At 69.0% G+C, this 25,054-nt stretch carries 24 protein-coding genes; 14 read left to right on the top strand and 10 right to left on the bottom strand.

Features of this window, described 5'->3' with window-relative positions; translation table 11 throughout:
* The first annotated feature begins 111 nt into the window (after positions 1-111).
* The 11 genes from ACZ4LX_RS35195 (at position 112) to ACZ4LX_RS35145 (ending at position 11,893) form a co-directional block, all read left to right on the top strand.
* The gene (locus ACZ4LX_RS35195) at positions 112-1,275 is read left to right on the top strand and encodes a lipid II:glycine glycyltransferase FemX (RefSeq protein ID WP_467651067.1); all 1,164 of its coding nucleotides are present in this window, start codon (positions 112-114) and stop codon (positions 1,273-1,275) included.
* A complete protein-coding gene (gene murJ / locus ACZ4LX_RS35190; RefSeq protein WP_467651066.1) occupies positions 1,272-2,963 on the top strand; it encodes a murein biosynthesis integral membrane protein MurJ in 1,692 nt (563 codons plus the stop codon). The genes ACZ4LX_RS35195 and murJ overlap by 4 nt, the downstream gene beginning before the upstream one ends.
* A gap of 200 nt (positions 2,964-3,163) precedes the next feature.
* On the top strand, positions 3,164-3,847 hold the full coding sequence (locus ACZ4LX_RS35185; RefSeq protein WP_467651065.1) for a response regulator: 684 nt from the start codon (positions 3,164-3,166) through the stop codon (positions 3,845-3,847).
* A complete protein-coding gene (locus ACZ4LX_RS35180; RefSeq protein ID WP_467651064.1) occupies positions 3,844-5,280 on the top strand; it encodes a sensor histidine kinase in 1,437 nt (478 codons plus the stop codon). Before ACZ4LX_RS35185 ends, ACZ4LX_RS35180 begins: the two co-directional genes overlap by 4 nt.
* Positions 5,277-5,810 (top strand): hypothetical protein, encoded by a 534-nt coding sequence (locus ACZ4LX_RS35175; RefSeq protein ID WP_467651063.1) that lies wholly within the window; start codon positions 5,277-5,279, stop codon positions 5,808-5,810. Before ACZ4LX_RS35180 ends, ACZ4LX_RS35175 begins: the two co-directional genes overlap by 4 nt.
* A 135-nt stretch (positions 5,811-5,945) precedes the next feature.
* Positions 5,946-6,230, top strand: coding sequence for a hypothetical protein (locus tag ACZ4LX_RS35170; protein ID WP_467651061.1), 285 nt, complete (start codon positions 5,946-5,948; stop codon positions 6,228-6,230).
* 115 nt (positions 6,231-6,345) lie between these two features.
* Positions 6,346-6,738 (top strand): hypothetical protein, encoded by a 393-nt coding sequence (locus tag ACZ4LX_RS35165; RefSeq protein WP_467651060.1) that lies wholly within the window; start codon positions 6,346-6,348, stop codon positions 6,736-6,738.
* Positions 6,739-6,783: 45 nt separating this feature from the next.
* Complete coding sequence (locus tag ACZ4LX_RS35160; RefSeq protein ID WP_467651059.1) at positions 6,784-7,215, top strand: hypothetical protein; 432 nt, start codon at positions 6,784-6,786, stop codon at positions 7,213-7,215.
* 186 nt (positions 7,216-7,401) lie between these two features.
* A complete protein-coding gene (locus ACZ4LX_RS35155; RefSeq protein ID WP_467651058.1) occupies positions 7,402-8,178 on the top strand; it encodes a hypothetical protein in 777 nt (258 codons plus the stop codon).
* Positions 8,175-10,526 (top strand): S8 family serine peptidase, encoded by a 2,352-nt coding sequence (locus ACZ4LX_RS35150; RefSeq protein ID WP_467651057.1) that lies wholly within the window; start codon positions 8,175-8,177, stop codon positions 10,524-10,526. Before ACZ4LX_RS35155 ends, ACZ4LX_RS35150 begins: the two co-directional genes overlap by 4 nt.
* Before the next feature lie 533 nt (positions 10,527-11,059).
* Positions 11,060-11,893 carry an alpha/beta fold hydrolase gene (locus ACZ4LX_RS35145; RefSeq protein ID WP_467651056.1) on the top strand — a complete coding sequence of 278 codons (834 nt, stop codon included), beginning with the start codon at positions 11,060-11,062 and terminating at the stop codon, positions 11,891-11,893.
* 187 nt (positions 11,894-12,080) lie between these two features.
* On the opposite strand, the gene ACZ4LX_RS35140 is transcribed toward ACZ4LX_RS35145, so the two are convergent.
* The 10 genes from ACZ4LX_RS35140 to ACZ4LX_RS35095 all read right to left on the bottom strand — a co-directional run bounded on the left by ACZ4LX_RS35140 (position 12,081) and on the right by ACZ4LX_RS35095 (position 22,068).
* On the bottom strand, positions 12,081-13,343 hold the full coding sequence (locus ACZ4LX_RS35140; protein WP_467651055.1) for a sulfate adenylyltransferase subunit 1: 1,263 nt from the start codon (positions 13,341-13,343) through the stop codon (positions 12,081-12,083).
* A gap of 2 nt (positions 13,344-13,345) precedes the next feature.
* Positions 13,346-14,272 carry a sulfate adenylyltransferase subunit CysD gene (gene cysD, locus ACZ4LX_RS35135; RefSeq protein ID WP_467651054.1) on the bottom strand — a complete coding sequence of 309 codons (927 nt, stop codon included), beginning with the start codon at positions 14,270-14,272 and terminating at the stop codon, positions 13,346-13,348.
* Positions 14,269-14,829 (bottom strand): adenylyl-sulfate kinase, encoded by a 561-nt coding sequence (cysC, locus tag ACZ4LX_RS35130; RefSeq protein WP_467651053.1) that lies wholly within the window; start codon positions 14,827-14,829, stop codon positions 14,269-14,271. The genes cysD and cysC overlap by 4 nt, the downstream gene beginning before the upstream one ends.
* A gap of 42 nt (positions 14,830-14,871) precedes the next feature.
* A complete protein-coding gene (locus ACZ4LX_RS35125; RefSeq protein WP_467651052.1) occupies positions 14,872-16,254 on the bottom strand; it encodes an MFS transporter in 1,383 nt (460 codons plus the stop codon).
* Between the two features lie 93 nt (positions 16,255-16,347).
* Entirely contained in the window at positions 16,348-17,193 is an 846-nt protein-coding gene (locus ACZ4LX_RS35120) for a class I SAM-dependent methyltransferase (protein WP_467651051.1), read from the bottom strand.
* Positions 17,194-17,340: 147 nt separating this feature from the next.
* On the bottom strand, positions 17,341-18,489 hold the full coding sequence (locus tag ACZ4LX_RS35115) for a hypothetical protein (RefSeq protein WP_467651050.1): 1,149 nt from the start codon (positions 18,487-18,489) through the stop codon (positions 17,341-17,343).
* A gap of 85 nt (positions 18,490-18,574) precedes the next feature.
* On the bottom strand, positions 18,575-19,306 hold the full coding sequence (locus ACZ4LX_RS35110; RefSeq protein ID WP_467651049.1) for an SDR family NAD(P)-dependent oxidoreductase: 732 nt from the start codon (positions 19,304-19,306) through the stop codon (positions 18,575-18,577).
* A complete protein-coding gene (locus ACZ4LX_RS35105) occupies positions 19,303-20,055 on the bottom strand; it encodes a sulfotransferase-like domain-containing protein (RefSeq protein ID WP_467651048.1) in 753 nt (250 codons plus the stop codon). Before ACZ4LX_RS35105 ends, ACZ4LX_RS35110 begins: the two co-directional genes overlap by 4 nt.
* Before the next feature lie 45 nt (positions 20,056-20,100).
* Complete coding sequence (locus ACZ4LX_RS35100; protein WP_467651047.1) at positions 20,101-21,321, bottom strand: transaldolase family protein; 1,221 nt, start codon at positions 21,319-21,321, stop codon at positions 20,101-20,103.
* Positions 21,322-21,387: 66 nt separating this feature from the next.
* Positions 21,388-22,068, bottom strand: a complete 681-nt coding sequence (locus tag ACZ4LX_RS35095) for an HAD-IA family hydrolase (RefSeq protein WP_467651046.1) — start codon at positions 22,066-22,068, stop codon at positions 21,388-21,390.
* A 380-nt stretch (positions 22,069-22,448) separates the two neighbouring features.
* On the opposite strand from ACZ4LX_RS35095, the gene ACZ4LX_RS35090 reads away from it, so the two are divergent.
* From ACZ4LX_RS35090 to ACZ4LX_RS35080, 3 genes are all read left to right on the top strand, one after another.
* Entirely contained in the window at positions 22,449-23,273 is an 825-nt protein-coding gene (locus tag ACZ4LX_RS35090) for an AfsR/SARP family transcriptional regulator (protein ID WP_467651045.1), read from the top strand.
* A 115-nt stretch (positions 23,274-23,388) separates the two neighbouring features.
* Entirely contained in the window at positions 23,389-24,753 is a 1,365-nt protein-coding gene (locus tag ACZ4LX_RS35085; RefSeq protein WP_467651044.1) for an MFS transporter, read from the top strand.
* Positions 24,754-24,926: 173 nt separating this feature from the next.
* On the top strand, positions 24,927-25,054 hold a 128-nt coding region (locus ACZ4LX_RS35080), incomplete at its 3' end, for an S-adenosylmethionine synthetase N-terminal domain-containing protein (protein WP_279617324.1).

The raw sequence follows: 25,054 nt of genomic DNA, 5'->3' as shown, positions 1-25,054 counted from the left end.
CAACGGTCATCGTCCGGTCACATCCGGCGCGCAGGCCGGTCATCGTCCGCTGTGAGCATCCTGTGCAGCCCCGCAGGACCGCCGCGGGGCCCACGAGGGAGGGCCACGGACATGTCAGCGCTGCTCGCGACCGGAGAACGCAGCCGTGACCAGGAACTACGCATATGCGCCCTGACCGCCGCCGAGCACCGGACGCACGTGGCCACCCACGCGGACGCGAGCTTTCTGCAGTACCCGTCCTGGGCCGGAGTCAAGGAGCAGTGGACATCGGAGACGGTCGGCTGGCTCGGCGACCAGGGGGAATTGGCCGGGAGCGCGCTGATTCTCTACCGGCAATTCCCGGGAACCCGGAAATACTTCGCCTATATTCCGGAAGGGCCGGTGACGGACTGGGCCGATCCCGGAATGGACCGCTGGCTCCGGCCGCTCATGGCCCATCTGCGTGGGGCGGGGGCGTTCGCCGTACGCATCGGACCGTCCCCGGACTACCGCCGCTGGGACACCGTCCGCCTCAAGGCCGCCACCGGCCCCGGCCGCACGGTCGGTGACGTACTGGCGAGCGAGGTCGATCCGCTCGGGGCGGCGGTGGCCGACCGGCTCCGGGCGCGCGGCTGGCGGCGTTGCGGCGGGGACGGCGACGACGCCGACGCCCAGCCCCGGTACGTCTTCCGGGTGCCCCTCGCCGGACGGACTCCCGACGATCTGTGGTCCGGGCTCAACCAGGAGTGGCGCCGCAACGTCCGCCGGGCCGGAAAGGCGGGAGTGCGCATCGTCACCGGGAGCGCGGCGGAACTCCCCGCGTTCCACCGCCTGCTGCGGATCACCGAGGAACGCGACGGCTTCCGTCTCGGCCGCTCGCTGGCGTACTACCAGCGCCAGTACGCCGCCCTCAACGCCGAACAGCCCGGCCGGATGAGGCTCTGCCTCGCCGTGCACCAGGGCGAGATACTCGCCGCCCACACCATGATCAGTACCGGGCGCCGGGTCTGGTACCAGACGGGCGCGTCCGCCGACCACCGCCGCGAGGTCCGCCCCAGCAACGCCCTGCAGTGGCAGATGCTCCTCGACGCCCGCGCCCAGGGCGCGGAGGTCTACGACATGCGCGGGGTATCCTCCACGCTCGATCCCGACGACCGCCCCTTCGGGCTGCTGCGCTGGAAGCTCGGCACCGGAGGGCAGGTCGTGGAAACCCTCGGAGAGTGGGAGACATCAGTGGGCGGCGCCGCCAACAAGACGCTGTACCGGGCGTTCCAGACCTATCTGGCACACCGGTGACGGCCTCGGACGCGACCGCCGGCACGGTCGCCCCCGAACAGCGCGAACGGCGGGGATCCGCCGCGGTGCTGCGCAGCGGCGCCGTCATGGCCGCCGGTTCCGTTGTTTCGCGGGCGACGGGATTCATACGCTCGGCGGTCGTCGTCGCCGCACTCGGCACCGGACTGCGGGCCGACGGATACACGGTCGCCAACACCGTCCCCAACATCCTCTACATGCTGCTGATCGGCGGCGCCCTGAACGCCGTCTTCGTCCCCGAACTCGTCCGGGCCGCACGGGAGCACAGCGACGGCGGCGCCGCCTACACCGACCGCCTGCTCACCCTCTGCACCGTCGGACTGCTCGCCCTCACCGCGCTCGCCGTCGCCGGTGCCCCGCTGATCATCTCGGTGTACGCGCCCACCTACGACGGCGACCAGGCCGAACTCACCATCGCCCTGGCCCGCTACTGCCTGCCCCAGATCCTCTTCTACGGGCTGTTCACCCTGCTCGGGCAAGTGCTCAACGCCCGCGACCGGTTCGGGGCCATGATGTGGACCCCCGTCCTCAACAACCTCGTGATCATCGCGGTGTTCGGGCTGTACCTCTGGACGGCGGCGAGTTCGGACGGCGAGCTGACCTCGGCCCAGGCACAGTGGCTCGGCTGGGGGACCACCGCCGGGATCGCCGTGCAGACCCTCGCCCTGGTGCCCGCCCTGCGCTCCGCGAAGTTCCGCTGGCGGCCCCGGTTCGACTGGCGCGGCAGCGGACTCACCCGGCCGCTGCGGGCGGCCGGCTGGCTCGTCATGCTCGTGCTCACCAACCAGGCCGCCTACTGGGTGGTGACCCGCCTGTCCACCGCCACCGGCCAGCACGCGGCGGACCAGCATCTGGCGGGCGGCGCGGGCTACACCGCGTACAGCTATGCCTACCAGCTGTGGGTGGTGCCGCAGGGCATCGTGACCGTCAGCCTCGTCGCCGCGCTGATGCCGCGCATGAGCCGGTCCGCCGCCGACGGCGATCTGGCCGGGGTGCGGCGGGACGTCTCGTACGCACTGCGGATCTCCGCCGCCTTCGTGATCCCGGCCGCCGCCGCCCTGCTCGCGCTCGCCCCCTGGGTGATGGGATCGGTTTTCGGGTACGGACAGATCGGCCCGGCCGACATCACCGTGATGGCGGGCATGATGGCCGCCTTCGCGCCCGGACTCATCGCCTTCTCCGGGCAGTACGTGCTCTCCCGCAGCTTCTACGCGATGGGGGACACCCGCACACCCTTCCTCCTGAACCTGGTCATCGCCGCGTGCAACGCCGGGCTCTCGGCCGTCGCCTATCTGCTGCTGCCCGCGCGCTGGGCGGTGACGGGGATGGCCGGGGCGTACTCGGTGGCCCTGTTCGCCGGGTTCGCCGTCACCGCGTACGTACTGCACCGCAGGGTCTCCACGTCCGATGCGCGAAAGCCGTCGCTGCCGCGCTCGCCGACGGTGTGGGCACACGCCCGGCTGGTGGCCGCGTGCGTGCCCGCGGGGCTGCTGGCGTACGGGGCGGCCCGCGCCGTCGACACGGACGGACCGGGACTCGGGGACTTCGCCGCAGCCGGTACCGGAGCGCTGGTCCTCCTCCTGGTGGTGGCCCTGCTCGCCCGCCCACTGCGGCTGACCGAGGTCAGCTCCGCACTGAGCGCCGTCCGGGGCAGGCTGCGGCGCACCTGAGACGGGGCGCACCGCCCGCTCGCACTCCGGGAACGCGCCGGGGCCTTCGCCGGCCGTCCGCCTGCCCGCACCTTGGGTACGGGCCCGGTCTTCGCCCTGCGATCCGCCCGCTCCCACTGCGGCGACGGGCCGGCACAAGACCCGTGAGCCGCCCGCTCACACCTCCGCATCCACCCCTTGACCGCTGGGATACTGACGCCATGCCTCGCGTGCTGCTGATCGAAGACGACCCATCCGTACGGGAGGGGGTCGAGCTGGGGCTGCGCAGGCGCGGGCACGACATGCGGACCGTCGGGACGGGTGAGGCGGGACTCGCCGCGCTGGCGGAGTTCCGTCCCGAACTCGTCCTGCTCGACCTCATGCTGCCGGGCATGAACGGCGTCCAGGTCTGCCGCCGTATCCGCGAGACTAGCCAGCTGCCGATCATCATGCTCACCGCGCGCGGCGACGACTTCGACGTGGTCGTGGGACTGGAGGCGGGCGCCGACGACTACATCGTCAAGCCCGCCCGTACCGAGGTCATCGAGGCCAGGATCCGCGCGGTGCTGCGACGGCTCGCCGAACCCGCCGGGCGCGGCGGTGTCGAGACGCACGGCGCGCTGACCGTCGACCGGGTCGGTCTCACCGTTGCCAAGTCGGGGGAGCGGCTGCTCCTCGCGCCCTCCGAACTGAAGCTGCTGCTCCATCTGTCGGGCGCGCCGGAACAGGTCTTCAGCCGCCAGCAGCTCCTTGAATACGTGTGGGAGCACAGCTACCACGGTGATGCCCGGCTGGTCGACGCCTGTGTACGCAGGCTGCGGCAGAAGATCGAGGACGTGGCGGGCAACCCCCGCTACATCCAGACCGTCCGAGGCTTCGGCTACCGCTTCGGGCCGCTCGCATGAAGCTGTTCGCCGCCCGGTTCGGCCTGCGCACCCGGCTCATAGCCGCGTTTCTCTTCGTCGCCGCGGTCAGCGCCGCCACCACCGCGACCCTGACCTACCGTGAGGCCCGCTCGGCGATCCTTCAGCAGGCGCAGGACACCGCGGTCGCCCAGTTCCGGGACCGGGTCGGCGCACGGGGCGTCGACCTCCCGCCGGACCGGCTCGGGCTGCGGGACATGTGCCTCGCCCTGGCCCGTGACGGAAAGTCGCACGCGTGGACCGTCTTCGCCGAGTACGGGAGCCTGCGGGTCTCCTCCTCGGACCGGCCGACCTCCACCGTGCTCACGGCCGCCCTGCGAACGGCCGCGAAGGAGAACAGCCACGGGTCGTTCCAGCGCGTGGTGAGGGACGGCAAGCCCTGGCTGACCGTCGGCATGCCGACGCTCTTCAACCGCGGCGACGGCCGCCAGCCCACCGGACTCGTCCTCTACGCCGTGATGCCGCTCGCCACGGAGGAGGCCAACGTCGCCGCCATGGTCACCGCGGCCCGCGACGGAGCCCTGCCCGCCCTGCTCATCGCCCTGGCCCCCGCCCTGCTCGCCGCGCGCAGCGTCCTGCGTCCGGTACGCGATCTGCGCCGCGCCGCCGCAGGCATCGGCAGGGGCGAGCTCCACACCCGGATCACGGTCCGCGGAACCGACGAACTCGCGGAGCTGGCCTGGACGTTCAACGAGTCCTCGACCAAGCTCCAGGAGTCCGTCGAGGAGCTCCGCCAGGCCGAGGAACGGGCCCGGCGCTTCGCCTCGGACGTCTCGCACGAGCTGCGTACCCCGCTCGCCGGCATGCTCGCCGTGACCGAGGTCCTCGACGAGGACGCCGCCGGGCTGCGTCCCGACACGGCGGCGGCCGTCCGGCTGATCAGTACGGAGACCGGAAAACTCGCCACGCTGGTCGAGGACCTGATGGAGATCTCCCGGTTCGACGCCGGGGCCGTCGACCTCCACAGCGACGAGGTCGACGTGGCCGAAACCATCCGCAAGACGCTCCAGGCCCGTCGCTGGGAGCACCGGGTCCGTACCGAACTCCCCGGCGGTGTGCGGGCGGTGCTCGACCCGCGCCGCTTCGACGTGGTCGTCGCCAACCTGGTCGGCAACGCTCTGCGGCACGGAGCCGAGCCCGTCACCGTACGGCTGCGGACCGGGCGGCGGGACGGGACGGCCCGGCTGGTGACCGAGGTCGAGGACAGCGGCCCCGGCATCGACGCCGCCGTGCTCCCGCACATCTTCGACCGCTTCTACAAGGCCGACGCGGCCCGCACCCGGTCGACGGGAAGCGGACTGGGCCTGGCGATCACGCGGGAGAACGTCCGGCTGCACGGTGGTACGGTCCGGGCCGCGAACGGGCCTTTTGGGGGTGCGGTGTTCACCGTCGAACTTCCCCTGGAGGGGCGATGAGGGACGAGCGCGTGCTCGGCGCGCTGCTGCCCCTGGTACTGCTGGCCGCGGGCTGCGGCATCCGGGCGACGGAGGTGGTCGAGGCCGGCGAACCGGCGATCGTGCAGGTCGCGCCGGCCGGAGAGCTGGGCATGGTCCTGTACTTCGTCTCCTCGTCGACGGCGGCCCGGCTGATGCCGGTCGTACGGTACGCCGAGCCGTCGGGCCGGGGGAGCGGATCGGGTTCGTACGGTGACATGCCGCCCGTCGGCGCGAGCAAGGCCCTCGCCCTGCTCTTCGACGGTCCCACCGGAGCGGAGAAGGCCGCCGGTCTCCGTTCCGAACTGCCCAACAGCCACGTGAAGATGAGCGTGGAGCTGAGTGAGCAGGGTGTACGGGTCACGCTGGACACCCCGGTCACCAGGCTGTCCGAACCCGCACGCCAGCAGCTTTTCTGCACCGCGGCCCAGGCCCGGACGGCGGACCGCGGTGCGGCGGTGACGGTGACCGGTACCGACGGCGTCATCGGACCGGCCCACTGCTCCGTCTGACCGCGACCGGCCGCCGGAGCCCGGGGCGTTCCCATTCCCGGCCGCCCCGGGAGCGGCCGACGCCGGCATGGCCGTGAGGTCCCCCGGGGCCGGCGAAGAGGCAGTGGGCACGTACTGGCGAGATCACGCCATGCCGTGATCTCGCCAGTCGACGTGCCTTCCGCCCGCGTCGGCACGCACCGGACCGACGGTTACCGGGGCGGCGCCGTCACGGGGATCCGCGTCGAGGCGTCGTACGACGACGGGGCGACCTGGAGCGCCGCTGCCGAGCCGCACGTGAGCCGTGACGGGTCGGCGACCACTCTCCTGCACCGCGCGCCCGCCGGGGCCGAGGCCGTCACCCTGCGGGTCACGGCCTGGGACCGGGCCGGCAACCGGACGCGGCAGACCATCGTCCGGGCGTTCGCGCTCCGGGGCTGAGCCGCAGGCACTCCGGGCCCCCGGTCCGCTCCCCCGTACGACACGGCGGAGTGGCCCGGGGTCCCCGCGTTGCGTCCAATGGGGGATGGGCCATCGGGGCGGGTCGGGAGGCGGAATGTCATGGGCAAGCCGGATGCAGGGGTTCCGGGCCGGGGCGGAGACCCGATTCCCCGTGCTCACGGAACTGACGAACCGCCTGGTGAGCGGCAACCTGCTGGACGCCGGCACCCGGCTCGCCGCCCAGGCGTTCCTGGCCTCCGTGCCCCTGCTGTTCGCCCTGGCCGCTTTCGCGCCGACCGGCGTCCGCGACCAGCTGCGCGAGTCGCTGCGGGTCATGTTCGGACTGACCGGACCGTCGGACCACGAGCTCCAGCAGGTTCTGGGCGGCTCCGGCTCCGAAGGTTCCGACGGGCTGCGGGAGACCACCGGGATCGTCGGCGTGCTTGTCGCGCTGGTGTCGGCCACGAGTTTCAGCCGCGCCATGGCCCGGGTGTGTGAGCGGGCCTGAGGCCTTCCCAAGGCGGGGACCCGCATCGCGGCGTGGCGCTGGGCGGTGTGGCTGCTCGCCCTCGTGGTCGTCGTGCTGCTCCAGGCACCGCTGCGGGGCGGCTTCGGAGCCGGACTGTGGCTGGGCGTCCCCGCCCTGTTCCTCGTGAGCACTGGCGTGTGGCTGTGGACGCAGCACCTCCTGCTCGCCAACCGGGTGCGGTGGCTGCCTCTGCTCCCCGGCTCTCTCCTGGGCGCCGCGGTCACCACCGCGCTCGGGCTCACGGCCCGGCTCTACATGCCGGGCGCACTCAACAGGGCCCTGGGGGAGTACGGCTCGCTGGGGCTCGTCCTCACCCTGCTGTCCTGGCTGATCGTGGTGTGCGGGGCGCTCACCTTCGCGTTCACCATCGGCGCCGTACTCGCGCAGGAACCCCCGCTGAACCGGTACTTCGGTACGGACGTCCGGAGAGCCGACGCGGGAACGCCGGAGTCCTGAGGACCACGGCCCGCCCGCGCCAGGGCCTCTCCCGCCCGGATCACGTCGGGCCGGCGGTGGAGCCGTCAACGGCCCCTTCCGCTGGCGCCCTTACGACATGTCGACAACCCGCCACCCCTGGCCCCTGCCCTCGGCCCGGCCTCGTCCCATAGATCTTTCGGGACGCAACCGACCGAAAGAGGGACCGTGCGACCACCCACCACCTCCCGAGGGCGAAGGCTTGCCGCCGTCGCCCTCACGGCCACCCTGGCCGGCTCCCTGCTGAGTCTGTCCGGCCCGCTCGCCCAGGCCGCGCAACCCGCGCCGACCGCGAAGATCCCGCACCCGCTCGGGGCCCGGAAGGCCGACGTACCCAAGGACGCCCGGCACGACAAGCTGGGTTCCCACGACCGCACCCTGCTGGAGAAGGCGCGGTCGGGCAAGAAGAAGACAATCACCGTCCTGCTCGCCGCGCCGAAGGGCCGCACCGGGCAACTCCGTGCCGACATCACCGGCCTGGGCGGGCACGTCGCCACCGCCGACGACCGGCTCGGCTACGTACGCGCCACCGTGCCGACGGAGAAGGCGGAGAAGCTGGCGGCGCTCGGCAGCGTCACGGCGATCGACCTCAGCGAGACGTTCGAGCTGCCGGACCCGTCTCCCGTCACGGCGGCCGACCGCAAGGACCCCGCGCCCGCGAAGACCGCGCCCGCGAAGACCGCGCCCGCGAAGACCGCGCCCGCGAAGACCGCGCCCGCCCCCGGCAAGGGAACCCCGGCCGCCAACCCGTACCTGCCGACCGCGGACACCGGAGCGGTCGACTTCGTCAAGGACCACCCCACCTGGGACGGCCGCGGCGTCACCGTCGGAATCCTCGACACCGGCGTGGACCCGGGCCACCCGGCGCTGCGGACCACCACGACCGGCGCCCCGAAGATCGCCGACTGGGTCACCGCCACCGACCCCGTGAGGACGGCGGCATGAAGCCGGCCCTTCTCGCGCCCGGCGCCGCCGTCTCCTCCATACCGACCTGGCTGCCCGGCTCGCCCGTCCCTCAGGCCGGCTATGAACTTCCCCCCGGGTACGCCCTGTTCAACGGCACCTCGATGGCCTCCCCGATGGCCACCGGTGACGCCGCCCTGATGCTCTCCGCAGCCGCCGCGACCGGACGCGAGGGCGTCACCCCGGCCGCCCTGCGCGCCGCGCTGACGGGCTCCGCACGCTTCCTCGACGACGAACCCGCGTACGCCCAGGGAGCCGGTCTCCTCTCCGTACCCGCCGCCTGGAAGACCCTTGCCGCGGGCAAGGGCCGCGGCAGGCCGACCGGGCCCACCGCCTACGACGTCGAGGCACCGGTCTGCGGCGCGCTGTCCGGAATGCTCGTCACCCCGGACAGCGGGGAGGGCGTCTACAACCGCTGTGCGCCCGAGGACGGCGGCCAGGTCACGGGCAAGTCCCGCACCTACGACGTCCGGCTCACCCGGACCGGTGAGGGCAGCACCCTCACCGAACTGTCCTGGCTCGGCAACGACGGCACCTTCGACGCGCCGAAGCGCGTCCGTCTGCGGCAGGGCGACACCACGACCGTGCCGGTCCGCGCACGTGCCAGGACCACGGGCGCCCACTCCGCCGTGCTGCGCGTCGACGATCCGGCCACGCCCGGCATCGACCGCATGGTGCTCGTCACCGTCGTCGTCGCGGAACGTCCCAGCAGCCCCGCCTACCGCGTCACCGCGTCGGGCGACGCCGTGCGCAATCGGACCCGTTCGGTGTTCGTCAGCGTCCCGAAGGGGGCTGCCGCGGTGCGCGTCGACCTGTCCCGTATCGCCGAAGGCTCCCAGACGCGCTTCCTTGCGGTCGACCCGCAGGGCATGCCGGCCGACGACACCGCGGCCGGCCGCTGCTACACCCACTACTCCGACGAGAAGGAGTGCGACCCCACGACCCGGGTGTACGAGCATCCGATGCCCGGTGTCTGGGAGTTCGAGGTGGAGAGCCGACGCACGTCACCCCTTCTGGAGAACCCCTGCCGGCTGACCACGACCGTCCAGGGCGCGACCGTCGACCCGCCGTCCGCCGTGGTCGCCGAGGCGGCACTGCATGCTCCGCTGGAGCGCGACGTCACCGCCGTCAACGGCTTCGCGCCCGTCCGCGCACACGCGGCCGGCGGTGCCCTGGGCGCCCTGGCGCAGGAGCGCCCCACGCTCGCCGACCAGCAGATGACCGGCAAGCAGATCGCCGTGCCGCGCGACGCCTCACGCTTCGAGGTGTCCATGGGCAACGCCTCCGACCCGAAGGCCGACCTGGACCTGTTCCTGGTATCCCAGGGCGGTGTGGTGGTCGGCTCTTCGACCAACGGCGGTTCCGAGGAGACGATCGCCGTCGACAGGCCCGCCCCCGGCTACTACCTGCTCTACATCGCCGGGGTGAGTGTGCCCTCCGGGAGCACGGAATTCGACATCCAGGACACGTTGTTCGCCGATTCGCTCGGCTCCACGACAGTGGAGGACGACACTCCCGTCGACCTCAGGTCCGGAGCAGCGCTGGACATCCGGGGCCGGATCGTCCCCGACACCCGGCCGCCCGCCGGCCGTCGCCTGGTGGGCGGTTTCTCCCTGGTCACCGACGACAACACGGTCATCGTCAGCTCCGACGTCCTGATCGGTGCGGTCACCCAGCCGAAGGCCGAGGTCACCGGGGAGTTCGGTCCCGCCATCGCCTTCGGCCTCGACGACCACGGCCGGGTCGTGGGATCCAAGCAGACGGCCGGCCGCTCCCAGCCGATCCGCTGGGACGCGGCGACCGGTGTCACCGCACTCGACAACGCAGGTGCCCGCGAGGGCCACGCGGCCGTGAACAACGCGGGCGTGGTCGTCGGTCACTCCCGCAAGGACGGTGGGCGCAGGGCGGTCGAGTGGGACCCGGACGGCACCATCACCGACCTCGGGACGCTTCCGGGCATGGCCGACAGCTTCGCGCGGGACATCAGCGAGGTCGGCACCGTCGTCGGCACCAGCGGCCACGACGCGTTCGTCATGAAGAAGGGCGGCACCATGACCCGGCTGCCCGACTTCGGTTTCAACGCGGACGCCCTCGCGGTCAACGAGGCGGGCTGGATCGTCGGCACCGCCGAGCTGCAGCCCGACGTCCCCACCGCGGTGGTGTGGGACCCGCAGGGCCGGATGTACGACCTTGCGGCCATGGTGGACGCCAAGCACTGGGCGCCGACCGAGGACATCGGGGTGAACAACCGCGGTGAGGTCGCCTTCTACGCCACGGACAGGACGGACGGCGGCTCGGTGAAGGTCGTCACCGCCAAGCTCCCCGGCTGACGCCGGGAGCGGGATGGGCGGACCGGGTTCACCGGATCCGCCCGTCCACCCTGTCCGGAGTCGCAGACCGTACCCGCCCCCGTGTTTCGCCGGTGTTACGCCACCCCCTGTGACCTGGGGAGACGCCTGACCTGTGGTTCTGTCGCGGGTTGGGTGGCCAACGCCGGGTATCCACAGCCCGGGTGCCGGCCCGGGCGGGCGGCCCGGACGGGCCGAAGGTCCTGGGTCCAGAATCGCGCCGGTGGGGCGTGACCGCGCGCATGGCCGTGTCCGCGTTGCGAGGCGGACGTTGAGCCGTACGTGGAGTTGGATGGCGTGGAGGGGGTGAGTGATCGTCAAACCTCCGTCCCCACTGTCGGGAAAACGACCACACGGCATCTCTGATGAGAAGCTCTCCATGGCATCGTCTGCCCGTCGCCCATAATAGGGTGAACTTCCCATTCGGAAATATTCTGACCCTACTGGGGCGGATCTGCTCGAAACCCTTCGGTGATGACGGCCTTGGGGTGGAGGCACAACAGAGAGGAGCAACCGTGACCGACTGGCACTTGCCCGAGGTGTTCCGAAGCACGTCTGGGCACGTTCACTGGGCACGTTTAGGCCAACCCGGCAAAGAGCCGGTCGTCCTTCTGCACGGGACCCCTTTTTCCTCGTACGTCTGGCGTTCCATTGCCCGCTCGCTTGCCCACCACCACCAGGTGTTCGTGTGGGACATGCCCGGCTACGGGATGTCGGAGAAGTCCGCCGGCCAAGATGTGTCCCTCGCTGCGCAGGGCCGGGTCTTCACGGAGCTTCTGAATCACTGGGGTCTGAAGGAACCCCTGGTGGTCGCACACGACTTCGGCGGCGCCGTGGCCTTGCGGGCGCATCTGCTGCACGGCATCCGCTACCGGGCGCTGACTCTGGTCGACCCGGTCGCACTGGCGCCCTGGGGGTCGCCCTTCTTCCGGCTTGTCGGACAGCACTCAGAGGTCTTCGAGCAACTGCCGCCCGCTCTGCATCGCGCTTTGGTGCGTGAGTACGTGAGTTCGGCAAGCAGTCCCGGCCTGGCCCCCGCTGTCCTCGACGAGCTCGTCCGGCCCTGGACCGATGAAATCGGCCAGGCGGCCTTCTACCGGCAGATCGCCCAGGCCGATCAGCGCTACACCGACGAGATCCAGGGCAAGTACGGTGAGATCGACGTTCCGACACTGGTTTGCTGGGGCCAGGACGACACCTGGATCCCCCTGGAGAAGGGGCGCGAGCTCGTGGGGCGCATCCCGGGCGCACGATTCGAACCGATCGCCGGATCAGGCCATCTCGTCCAGGAAGACGCACTCGCCGAACTGACGAACGCTCTCACCGCCTTTCTGAAGCACTGCCACTGACGTACAACAACCCTGTCGTGCAAGGCGGTTGGGCACAGGTTCCAGCACCCGCACCGGACGCTCGGCCGGGTTTGCCGGCCGAGCGTCCGGTGCGGGTGGCGGCTGAGGAGGTCCGGGCCACGACCGCGCAGCTCCGGAGTGGGGCCGCCCGGATCGCCTCAGCGGAAGTACCGCCGCGACGGGTTGTTCACGGTGTTCCGGGTGCTTCTGCCATGCCGGCGGCGAGGGTGGTGCCGTCGGCCGGGTCGATGAGGAGGAAGGACCCGGTGAGCCGGGAGTCGGCGTACGCGTCGAGCGCGACGGGTTCTGCCGTGTGCACCACGACCTGCCCGATGTCGTTGGCGACGAGCTGTCCGGGCGCCGGGTGCCGGGAAAGGTCGTTCAGGGTGAGCCGGGACGGAATCTCCTTCACGATCGCCTTGACCGTTCGCGTGGTGTGTTTGAGCAGTACCCGCTGTCCCACGGAGAGCGGCTGGTCGGCTACGTGGCAGACAAGGCCGGTGACTTCCTGCGAAAGGGCAGGCGCCGAGCCGAGCGGAGCAATGAGATCGCCCCGGGCGATGTCGATGTCGTCACGGATCCGCACGGTGACCGACTGCGGCGCCCTTGCGACCTCGACGGCCTCGCCGAGTGCGTCGATGCTCTCGATGGTGCTGGTCCGGCCCGATGGCAGTACGGTGATCTGTTCGCCGACGCGGAAGGCACCGGTGGCGATCTGGCCGGCGTAGCCCCGGTAGTCGGGGTGGCTGACGGACTGCGGGCGAATCACGTACTGGACGGGAAGACGTGCGTGGGCGGCGGTCCCGCGAGGGGAGACCGATACCGCCTCCAGGTGCTCCAGAACGGTGGGACCGCCGTACCAGTCCATATGGGCAGAGGGTTCGACCACGTTGTCCCCGGCGAGTGCTGAGATGGGTATCGCGGTGACTCCCGGAATGCCCAACTGGGAGGCGTAGGCGCTGAACTCCCCGGCGATCTCCGCGAATACGGGTTCGGCGTAGTCGACCAGATCCATCTTGTTCGCGGCGAGGACGACGTGCGGAACACGCAACAGGGCGGCGATCGCCGCATGGCGTCGGGTCTGTTCGACGACACCGTTGCGGGCATCGACGAGAACGATGGCGAGTTCGGCCGTTGACGCACCCGTGACCATGTTCCGGGTGTACTCCACGTGGCCAGGAGTGTCGGCCAGTATGAACCGTCGGCGCGCGGTGGCGAAGTAGCGGTAGGCGACGTCGATGGTGATGCCCTGCTCGCGTTCGGCGCGCAGGCCGTCGGTGAGGAGTGCCAGGTCGGGTACGTCCTGACCGCGGTTGCGGGATACGTGCTCGACGGCCTCCAACTGGTCTGCCAGGACCGACTTCGAGTCGTGCAGAAGACGTCCGACAAGGGTGGACTTGCCGTCGTCGACGGAGCCCGCGGTCGCGAAACGTAGTGTGTCGATGGCCATGGTCAGAAGTACCCCTCGCGCTTGCGGTCTTCCATCGCGGATTCGGACATCTTGTCGTCGGCGCGGGTGGCGCCCCGCTCGGTGAGCCTGGACGCGGCGATCTCGGCGATGACGGCGTCCAGGGTGGCAGCGTCGGAATCGACCGCCCCGGTGCAGGACATGTCGCCGACGGTGCGGTAGCGGACCAGGCGCGTCTCGACCGGTTCGGACCCCGTGGGACCGCCCCATTCGCCCGGGGTGAGCCACATACCGCCGCGGGAGAACACCTCGCGCTCATGAGCGTAGTAGATCTCGGGGAGTTCGATCTTTTCGCGGGCGATGTACTGCCACACATCCAACTCGGTCCAGTTCGACAGGGGGAACACGCGGACATGCTCGCCGGGGGCGTGGCGGCCGTTGTAGAGCTGCCACAGTTCGGGGCGCTGCCGGCGAGGGTCCCACTGGGAGAACGCGTCGCGCAGGCTGAACACGCGCTCCTTGGCCCGGGCCTTCTCCTCGTCGCGGCGGCCACCGCCGAACACCGCGTCGAACCGTTCGGACTGGATCTTTTCGGTCAGAGGGAGTGTCTGGAGGGGGTTGCGGGTTCCGTCGGGACGTTCACGCAGGACTCCGCGGTCTATGTACTCCTGCACGGAGGCGATGTGCAGACGTAACCCGTGCCGTTCCACCGCGTGGTCCCGGTAGGCGAGTACCTCGGGGAAGTTGTGGCCGGTATCCACATGCAGGAGGGAGAAGGGAATGGCGGCGGGAGCGAAGGCTTTGAGGGCGAGGTGGAGCATCACGATGGAGTCCTTGCCACCGGAGAAGAGGACCACCGGTCGCTCGAACTCGCCCGCGACCTCACGGAAGATGTGCACAGCCTCCGACTCGAGTGAGTCCAGGTGGCTGAGCGCGAAGGGGCCGTCCAGGCCCTCGGCGGCAGTCGTCATACCAGACCCCTCTCGGTGAGCAGCGCGCGCAGGGCCGCGGTGGACTCGTCGATGGACTGGGTGTGGGTCTCGATACGCAGGTCGGGGGTGACCGGCGCCTCGTAGGGATCGTCGACTCCGGTCAGGCCGGATATTTCGCCGGCTGCCTGCTGTGCGTACAGGCCCTTCACATCGCGCAGCGAGCACACCTCGACCGGAGTTGCCACATGCACCTCAAGGTAGGGCGTATCGCTGGCCGAATGGCGCTTGCGCACAGCCTCCCGGCTGTCGGCATACGGTGCGATGACGGGGACGATCGCGGTGATTCCGTTGCGCGCCAGGACCTCGGCCACCATGCCGATCCGCTGCACGTTGGCGTGCCGGTCCTCGCGGGTGAAACCGAGCCCCTCCGACAGGAACGTGCGGATCTCGTCGCCGTCCAGCACCTCCACTCGGCGGCCTTCGGCGCGCAACGTCCCGGCGAGCGCTGTCGCCAGGGTGGTCTTGCCCGCGCTGGGCAGGCCCGTCAGCCATACCGTGGCACCTGGCCGGCAGGTGCAGAACACTTGGTTTACCATCGGTAACCTTCCGTTGCGGGGGCGTCGGCCGTGCTGGAGATGTCAACTGACGGACGGTGAAGCTTCTTTGTGGGGGTTCATGGCGGGAGCCTTCCCGTCCAGCGCGCTCTCCGCAGACCCCTCGCGGGGGAGTTGCAGGGTGAGGAAGCCGAGAACCACCGCCACCACCGCTACGACGACGTAGTACCACATGAAATCGCCGGTGATGTTCTTCAGGATTCCTGCGGTGTAATTTCCGGCGATTCCGCCGACCCCCTGTGTCACGTTCGTGACTCCGAAGATGACGGTGGCCGCCGCACCGGACGCCGATTTCGAAACGTAGGCGGGCACCAGACCGTAGATCGGGTAGAACGCGAGAGCGAAGAGGACGCCGGACACCATGGGCAGGAATCCGAAGGGTGCCACGGCGAGCAGGAGCGAAGAAGTGAAGAAGAGCGTGTAGCAGAGGACGAGGGATGCGCGAACGCCGATGCGGTCGGAGAGCCAGCCGACGGCGAATCCGGCGAACATACCGATGATTCCGATGGTCCCCCAGACCTGCGCGGCGAAGTCGATGTCAAATCCCAGACCTTCGCGCAGATAGGGCGAGAGATAGTTCTGGAACGGCATGCAGGCGAATCCGTTGAGGAACTTGATGATCCAGACGATGACCACCCATCGCACCAGCACCATGCGCCAGCCGGCGCGGGCGCTGGTGTCGTGGGCGCCGTCCTCGGCCGCGTTCTCGGCCGCGTTCTCGGCCCCGGAGGAACCCGCGTCCGTGGGCCTGCCGTCGCTGTCCGCCGCCGCCGGACCCTCTTCCGCCGCGGAACGGAAGAGGCCGAGGCGGAAGAAGGTCATGGTGGCCACCGCGGTCACCATGAGGGTGCCGAATCCCACCGAGTACCACAGGCCTCGCCAGTTGTCGTTCTGGACGAAGCTCGGAACCAGCATGCTGTTGACGACGACTCCGTAGCTGGTGCCACTGGAGACCAGACCGAGGACCTTGCCGCGGTGCCGGTAGTCGATGACCCGGCCGACGATCTCGACGAGTGGTACGTACACGGAGGCTGCCGTACCACCCATGATGGTCAGCAGAATCGCGATCACGACGATGCTGTCGGTCGTCGGAATCAGGATCAGGCACAGGCTGCACAGGGCCACCGAGCCGATCGTCACCTGGCCGCCGCCGATGCGGGTGGAGAGCCACGTCCCGAGCAGGGCGAACACCAGAAATCCGAACTGGCCGGCGGCGGTGATGGTGCCGACCACCGTGTAGTCGAATCCGAGGTCTTTGCGCATGTCGGTGACGAGTTGCGCGAAGAGGTAGAAACCGAATCCGTAGGTGGCCGCCACGAAGCTGGTCAGCAGTGCGGTGATGACGAATCCAGCGACCGGGGAGAACCGCTGAGAGGATTGCGGGCTTTTGGTTTTCTTGGTATTCACTGCCGTTGTGGCCTTTCTGGCTGCCGTGCTTCCGCCTGTCGAGAACTCGTGCTGCGGCAGGCTTTGATGTGCGTGACGCCCCTCCCGATGCCCTCAGGGTTTACGGGCCACTTGGATGACGAAGTCGACATCGTCCATGTCGAAGGACTCCTGGAAGTCGCCGAAGGTCTGGATGGTGTCGAATCCGGATTCGATCAGCAGGCCGGAGAGCTCAGCCGCGAGAATGGGATAGACATCCAGGTGATGGGTAGTGCCGTCCTGGAAGTTGTACTGGAACCGGCACAGTTCCGCGTCGACGTAGGCGACGCTGACGGTTGCGCCGGTTCCGCAGTAGTAGTAATTGCCGGTGCTCTGATACTGGTGGCGGCGGATGGCGTCGAAATTCCGGTGGTCGACGATGAGGACACCACCCGGGTTCAGGGCCTCGTAGAACTCCTTGAGCACCGCCCTGCGATCCTCTTCCTGGAACAGGTGCGGGAAAGAGCTGCCCAGGCACACGATCGCGTCGTAGCGGCGGGCCACGTGACGGCGGAGACTGCGCCAGTCGGCCTGCAGGATGTCGAAGGTCTGGCCGTGCCGTGCGGCGTTGAGCCGGGTGTGCTCGACCATCCGGGCGCTGCCGTCGGCGGCGGTGATGTCGAATCCGGCCTGTGCGAGGGTGACCGCGTGGTAGCCGGTGCCGGCGGCGACGTCCAGCACATGCCGGGCCTCGACGCCGTGCAGGAGTTCGGTGAAGAAGTCCTGTTCGCCGGCCCGGCGCCGGTCCCAGTCGATCAGCTGGTCCCACAGCTCCACCAGGGTGGGGATGTACTGGCCTTCGAAGTCCTCCGAGGCGGTGGGACGTTCGTGAGCCGGAACCTGCGGGCCGGGGGCGGACGGAGAGGGCAGCCGCCCGTCGGCAGATGACCGGTGGCCGGTGTGTGTGGCGGGAGTGGTCATGGTGGTCCTCCAGCTCTGAGCGGTGTTGGTCGGATCGGATGCGGCCCGGCTGGGGAGGGCGACGGGCCGCGGCTGGGCGAACCCGGCGGTGGGTGTGGGCCCGGATTCATACGGGTGCGATGCCGGTGTGCGACGTACGGCACGAGCTCATCGGAATGTGTCCGCGAACGCCGCGTACTTCGCGGCGAGCTCCTCGGCCCATTCACCGGCGTCGCCGAGCTTCATGCTGGTGCACTCGTAGCCGAGCAGACGCTTCATGACAGCCATCTCCGGCGCGGCGAAGTGCACTGTTCCGTCGTCGTCGATGCGGTCGATGCCGTCGGCTCGCTGGCACTCCTCGTTGATCCGGACGGCCTCTTCGCGGTCCAGCCCCTCGGGCAGGTCGAGGGTGCCGCCGTCACGATGGACGCGAACCGGGTACCCGCCCGGCAGGCCACCCGGTGCGGGGGCGTGTGCGAGCACGCCACTGTCGGTGGCCATGCCCCTGAGTACGCGTACGGCGGACGAGGCGGTCAGCAGCTGGCCGTCGACTCCGCCGATCCGCTTGAGCCGGTTGTCGAGCTGGGCGAAGAGGGCGACGTGATCCAGCTCCGCGGTGCCGGCATGTCCCGACAAGGCCGCTGAGAGGTGGTAGGCGCCCTTCCCGGCGTCACCGAAGCGCGGCACGTAGTGGCTGAAATAGTGCTGTGCGGTGAGCCGCAGTTCGACCTGCGAGGGGTGTGCGTCGAGCAGGTGAGCAGCGCCGAGGGTCAGTGCGGGAACGATGTTGGCCACGTTGCCGACGCCGATCGTGGGGGCCAGCCCCACCTTGCCGAGGACCGGACCGACGGCGTCGGGGAACGAGGCGTTCACCACCCTGGTGTCCGCCCCCGATTTCCGTACCGCCTGCATCAGCAGGTGGTTGAGGGTCAGGTGCATGGGCAGCCAGGGACCGAACTGGGCTTCGTCGAGACTCTCGAACGTGGCCTTCGGCAGGGCTGTGATGACGCGCCAGGACTGGAGAGAGGCGCCCATGAAGATGATGTCGGGGCGGACCTTCGCGAGAGTCTCGGCGGTGGAGTCGACATCACGGAGATCGATGTGGGCGACATCGACGGAGCCGTGCAGACCGAGGTTGGCTGCCGTGAAGAGAGCCAGGTTGCCGCGCCTGCGGATCATCTCGGTGTCCCGGCCGGCCAGGACGACCCGGTTCGTCGCAGCGTCCGAGAGGAGCATGGTGAGCACCTTGGCACTCAGGTCGCCCATGCCCAGCAGCATGATCAGCGGCTTGTCGGGACGGTCGGTCGGTGAAGTCATGGAATGCCTCCATGGCGTACGGAGAGGGGACGGCGGCGGACCGGTGTCCGCCGTGTGGTGCGCCGGAGCCGCACCCGCGGTCGGTTCAGCGCGGGTAGGACCCGTTGTCGGCCCGCAACAGCGCGCCGGTGAGCGTCCGGGACGCGTCACTGAGCAGGTAGGCGCACACATCGGCCACGTACTCGGGGAGGATGTCGCCGTCGAGCTGTTCCTGACGCTTGTACTCGGCGTACCGGTAATCCGGTATCCGGTCGGCGATCGCGGTGTTGACGATGAGACCGGGTGAGACCACATTGACCCGGATGTACGGGGCGAAGTTCATGGCGTTGGACTTGGTGAGGCCGATGACACCCGCCTTGACCGTGCCGTAGAGGGCGTCGGAGCTGCCCACCTCACCCGCGACGGAAGCCAGGTTGACGATGGCGCCTCGCCTCTTGGCGGGCAGCAGATGGTCGGCGAAACGGCGGGAGAGCCATACGGGGCCCTTGACGTTCACGGCGATGACCCGCTCGATGGTGGCGTCGTCGTACTCCCAGACCGGCTGACCGAGGTAGAGACCGGCGTTGTTGACGAGACCGTCCACCTCGGGGTGCGCGGCGAGGACCTGGTCCATGAACGCGTCGCACGCCTCGTGCGACGCGACATCGGTGACGTGGGTCTCCAGAGCCCGTCCGTGGTGCAGGCCGGCCAGCGACTTCAGCCCCGGCTCGTCGATGTCGCAGGTGATGACGGTCTTCCCGTCGTCCAGCAGCCGGCCCACCAGGGCACGGCCGACGCCGCTTGCCCCGCCGGTGACGATCACGGTGGTGACGCTCACAGGACTACCTCCTCGGCCGGCTGTAGCCGGAACTGGTCCAGATGCTCGTAGAAGGGGCGGCTGAACTGCTCGAACGCGCGCAGCTCGGGACGCGACTCGTAGGTGAAGCGGTAGGAGCGCTTGGGAATGCCGACGCCACTGCTGGCGGCGACGTCCGTGTGCCAACCGCTCCACGTTGCCCACTGCGGCTGCTCGCCGGCGCTCCATCGGAGAGCTTCGGGCAGGAAGGGGATGCCGACCGCATCGCAGTAGGCGGAGAGGGTGGCTGCCGGCCTCGCCGCGAGGTCCGCCGCGTTGATGACCACGGGTGTGGTGCCGGTCAGGTCGCGGACGAGGTCGAAGGTCCGGGCCAACTGCTCGTATCCGAGCACCTCCCGGGTGAGCCCGGGGTGCACCGTGGCATGGGAGAGGACACCTTCCTCGGGATCCCGGATCAGGAAGGTGTTCACCTGACCGAGCAGGTAGTCGGGGTCCTTGAGGAGATGATCGAGGCAGTGGTACGGGAAGTCCTTGTGGAACACCGGGCCGTCCAGCCGCGCGGCCTCCATCATCTGCTTGATCTCGGGATAGGTGAGCGGGTGGTCCGGGTCGGGGTTCTTGTGCGGGATGGCAGCCCGCTCCTCGTGCATGAAGAACACGTAGGCAAAGGCCTCGTGGAAGACCTGGAAGTCGCGACGTTCGATGAACGAGCGCTCCAACGCGGTCGACATCGAGCGGGGGTGACTCCAGAGCGCGATGGATTTGTGCATGAAACCTCTCTTCGAGGATGGACGTCCGCTGTCGGCGTGGAACGCTCAGACGAGCAGCAGGGGACGCGCGGGGGACAGCGCCGTCTGGAACTGGTGGGCGACGAAGTCGATCAACTTCCGTGTGTTCGACATGACTTCGGCGTACGTCGAAACGAAGGGCCCGTAGTGTGCGAACTCCTCGGGGGCCATGCCCTGAGGGTCGTAGGCCCGTAGGAAGGAGGGAAGCCACATCAGCTTCTCCAGCACGTCGGCGGGCACCTCCCGCTCGATGGCGGCAGGGTCGAAGACCGGTAGTTCGCTCTCGCGTCGCATGAGATCCGCTATGAACTGCGGTTTGCAGGTGTAGGCGACTGCGCCCCCCGCGCTCTCCTCCAGATGCATGCTCAGAGTGCCGGCGCCGGGCTCGTCGGCCTCCAGACTGGAAAGCAGAGGCTTGACCGGGTGCCCGTTCTCCGCGATCAGCCGGTGGATCCGCTTGAGGACGGCGACCCCGGCCCACCGCAGGTCGGTGGCCGAGAGTTCGATGTCGCGGATCGCCGCCTCGTACCGCAGGTCGTTGTTGGCGTCGAACCGGCCGATCATGTGAGTGAAGACGGCACGCCAACGACGGGTGCCGATGCCGTGGGCACGGGCCTCGGCCAGCCCCGCCTCCACGGCCTCGGTGCACGCCATGAACTGAGGGACCGTGTACGAGAGAGTGGAGTTGATGGAGATGCCGCGCGCCACGAGCTGCCGGATCACCTGGTATCCCTGCTTCGTGCCGGGAACCTTGATCATGAGGTTGGGGCATATGCGGGCGATGCGCAGGGCCTGTTCCAGCATGAGATCGGCGTCGAGCATGTGGCGGGGGTCGAGTTGCCCGGACACCCAGCCGAACCTTCCTTCGGTGGCGTGCCAGATCGGCAGCATCTCGCGTGCCGCGCGGCGCAGCGCCTCCTCGTACACGAGCACGAAGGTGCTCTCCACGCCGGGGGTCAGTTGGTAGCGGATGAGCTCCTGGATGTCGCTGCGCCAGCTCTCCGGCGCGGCCAGAACACTTTTCGCGACCAGCGACGGATTCGTGGTGATCCCGCGGACCAGGGACCGTTCGGGCGTGGTGGGACAGAGGAACCGGTCCAGTTGCTCCTGCCAGCGGCTCCTGGTGCCGTCGTTGGGTGCGCTGTCCAGTTGCTCACGACGCCAGCGGGGGAAGTCGAGCGGCGAGGAGTCCCACCAGATCTCCGTCGACTCATTGGCCTGTTGTAGCTCATGAAGAACACTCGGCATACGGATCGTGCCTTTCCGTCTCAGTTTCTCTGGAGGGATCAGCGCCGCGTGGGGCAGGGAGTCCGGTCACAGAGCGGTGCGGGCGTGGGGGAGGCCGGCTGTCCACGTGCTCAGCAGGCCGGGCAGATCCGTCATGCGGCCGAAGGCGGTCGCCCCCTCGGAGACGAGGGCGGACGAGGTCTCGCTGTGCGGAGAGACGTAGGCGAACACCTTCATGCCGGCCGCGATTCCGGCCCGCACGCCTACGAGGCTGTCCTCGACCACGGCGCAGTGCCCGGGGGCCACACCTTGGTCGGCCGCGGCGTGGAGGAAGAGTCCGGGGTCCGGCTTCCAGCTGCCGACCTCGTAGGCGCTGTAGATGCGGTCGCGGAAGTGGGGGAGGAGGCCGGTCAGTCCGAGAGTATGGAGGATCTTCTCCCGGGGCGCGCTGGACGCGGTGCAGAAGGGGATTTCAAGCCCCTCCAGGACCTCCCCGACCCGGGGAATGGGCTGAAGGTCGCTCGTGAAGAGCTCCGCACATCTGTCTCGGAACAACGGGATGAAATCCGCGGGCAGTGGCCGGCCCAGCAGGGCCTCCAGTTGTCCCACCCATTCGGAGACCTTGCGGCCCCGAATGAAATCCAATGCCTGTTCCGGCGGAAAGTCAATACCCTCGGTGGCGACCATGTCCCCCATCACCCGTGCACTCAGTGATTCGCTGTCGACCAGAACTCCGTCACAGTCGAATATGACCAGGCCCTTCGTCATGATGACGTCTCTCCCTGTCCTGTGTGCGGTGCTCCGACGGCATGTGGGGGTGGCGGTGTGCTCTTTTGAAATCTTCTGACGGTGGGACCGGACCAGTGGATCAGAACGCTCTAACGATCCGCTTAGCGTTCGGTATCGAACGCTTCCATGACTCCGTATAGCGGGGCAATTCGGGCGCACGTGACAGAGTCTGCCGGTAATTCTGGGAACGAACCCCTGGCGTGACTAGCGTTCTCTCATGGGCCGGGGAAAATGCACGGAAGAGTGCGGTCCGTTGTCCTCCCGGGTTTCCCGGCGAGAGCCATGACGGGACAGCCATCGGACGGGGCTGCCTTGGCCGCGGGATTCTCCGGTCCGGTACTTACGCGAGAGGGAGTTCGATGAAATTCGCAGTTCTCGGCCCGCTGTCCCTGACGGATGACAACGGCTCTCTGCTCCCGACGCCCCCCAAGACCCGGCAGCTGCTGGCGCTCCTGCTGCTCAACGCGAACTCTCTGGTGACGCTGGAAACCTGTGTGCGGGAGCTGTGGGGCGACGCGTCGCCCCGGAGTGCGGTGCAGAGCGTGCACACCCGGATCTTCCAGATACGACAAGCACTGGCGGGCGGCCCCGCCGGCCCGTCCACGGCCGAGAGCAAGCGCATTCTGGAAACCCATCACCAGGGGTACCTGCTGCAAGTCGAAAAGGATTCCATCGATCTGGACATACTCAGTGCCCACGTCGCCCGATTCGGAATTTCTCAAGGGGCGGGTGACGATCGAGGAATCTCCGTCGAACTTCGTGCAGCGCTGGGTCTCTGGACCGGTTCCACGCTCATGGATATTCGGCAGGGGCCTTGCATAGAGGTGCATGTGGCGGGTCTGGAGGATCTTCGTATGACACTTCTTGAGCAGTGCATCGAGGCGGAGTTGAGACTCGGAATGCATCATCGCCTGCTGTCGGAGCTGAGTACGCTCGTCTCCCGGCACTCGATGCACGAGAATTTCCACGCGCAATACATGATCGCGCTCTACAGGTCGGGTCGGACCGCGGATTCGCTCAACATCTACCACAGGCTTCGCCGGACGCTCGCTCGGGAACTCGGAATCGAACCTTCGCACCGGATGAAGCAGTTGCAGACCGCTGTACTGACCGAGAGCGAAAGGCTCGACATGGCCGCGCACAGCAGGGCGGGCTTGTCCGTGGATCTCGTGGTGAGCTCATGACGCAGATGGGTACCGCGATCCCGCTGTCCACGCATCACCCCGGAGAGCTCCACCACGATCCGCACCAGCCGTGGCCCGCCAACGGTCGCGACGTCAGCGACTGAGGAGAACGTACGTGCCAGCCGTGGAAGTGCACTCGGCGCCCGACCGCAGCTCCGGAAGCGGGCCCGCCAAGGATGACGCCACACGCATCCGCCGGTTCGAAACGAAGATCGCCGTCTGCGCCGGCGGTGGTGAAGCCTGCGACGGCTGGGTGCTGGGTGTTGTCGGCGCGGCGCTCCCGCTCGCCCGCCACGACCTGCAGCTCACCCCGGTGTGGGCCGGACTCATCGGCTCCGCGTCGCTGATCGGCCTGTTCTTCGGCGGGCTGGTCTTCGGATGGGTCACGGACAAGGTCGGCCGCCAGAAGATGTACCTCATCGACCTGGTGGTCTTTCTCATCGGCTCGCTGCTGCAACTCGTTGTCCAGGACTCCGCGCAACTGCTGGCCGTACGCTTGGTGATGGGGGCTGCCGTGGGCGCCGACTACGCCATCGCCGGCGCGCTCGTTGCCGAGTTCGCACCGCCGGCACGACGGGGACGACTGCTGGCCTCCTTGATCGTCTACTGGTACGCCGGCTACACCATGGCCGTCGGGCTCGGCCTCGCCGTGACCTCCTTCACCGACGACCCGTCCGCTTGGCGGTGGATCCTGGCCAGCAGCGCAGTTCCGTGTCTCGTGGTGCTGCTCGCGCGCCTGGGCACCCCGGAGTCCCCGTCCTGGCTGGCGGGAAAGGGCCGAATGGCGGAAGCCGAGGAGATCAGCCGGCGCTGGCTCGGCCGGGGGGCGGAGCAGCCCCCGCCCGCCGATCTTTCCGTACGCACCCGGCACAGCACGCTGTTCACCCCGGCGTATCGCCGGCGCACGGCGTTCGTCAGCCTGTTCTGGCTCTGCCAGGTCACGCCCTTCTTCGCCGTCTCCACGTTCGTACCGCAGGTTTTCGATCTGCTGGGCGCACCGGCCGGACGGGCAGGCGAGCTGCTGCTCAACGTCTTCCTGATGGCGGGATGTCTGGCCGGCATGATCGTCATCAACCGGGTCTCGCGACGCGCTCTGCTCCTGTGGCCGTTCTGTGTCACGGCGGCTGCCCTGCTGCTCCTCGGTCTCTGGCATGAGGCACATCCGGGAGTCGTCGCGGCCGGCTTCGGCGTCTTCGCCCTGTTTCACGCGGGATCGAGTGTGCTGCAGGCTGTCTATCCCAGCGAGGTGTTCCCCACGGGGATCAGGGCCACCGGCATCGGATTCGCCGCTGCGGCGAGCCGGATAGGCGCGGCCCTGGGCACTTTCCTCGTGCCGTTGGGACTCGAAGCCTGGGGAGTCGGCGCAGTCATGTTGATCAGTTGCGCGATCTCGGTGCTGGGCGCCGTGGTGACGGTTGCTTGGGCTCCCCACGCCGATGATCCGGAACTGCCGCGGATGAGCAGCTCCGGGGCACCCTGATCGGTCCCGTCGGCCAAGGGCTCCTCGCAAGGTTCCGTCGGCCAGGGCCCGTCGGCCGAGGCCCTGTCGCAAGGCCCCGTTTTGGCCAAGGGCCGTCCCATAGGCAACACCGCGCCCCACCACTGATCTGGATCCCCTTTCACTGAATCCTCCCCCATTCGATGAGGAGTGCCATGTCTCGCCGCCTGTTCACCTCGGAGTCCGTGACCGAGGGTCATCCCGACAAGATCGCTGACCAGATCAGCGACACGATTCTCGACGCGCTTCTGCGCGAGGACCCGACGTCGCGCGTCGCCGTCGA

This window comes from Streptomyces sp. NPDC026062 (assembly GCF_055568375.1).
This window is presented reverse-complemented; position numbering and strand designations above follow the sequence as displayed.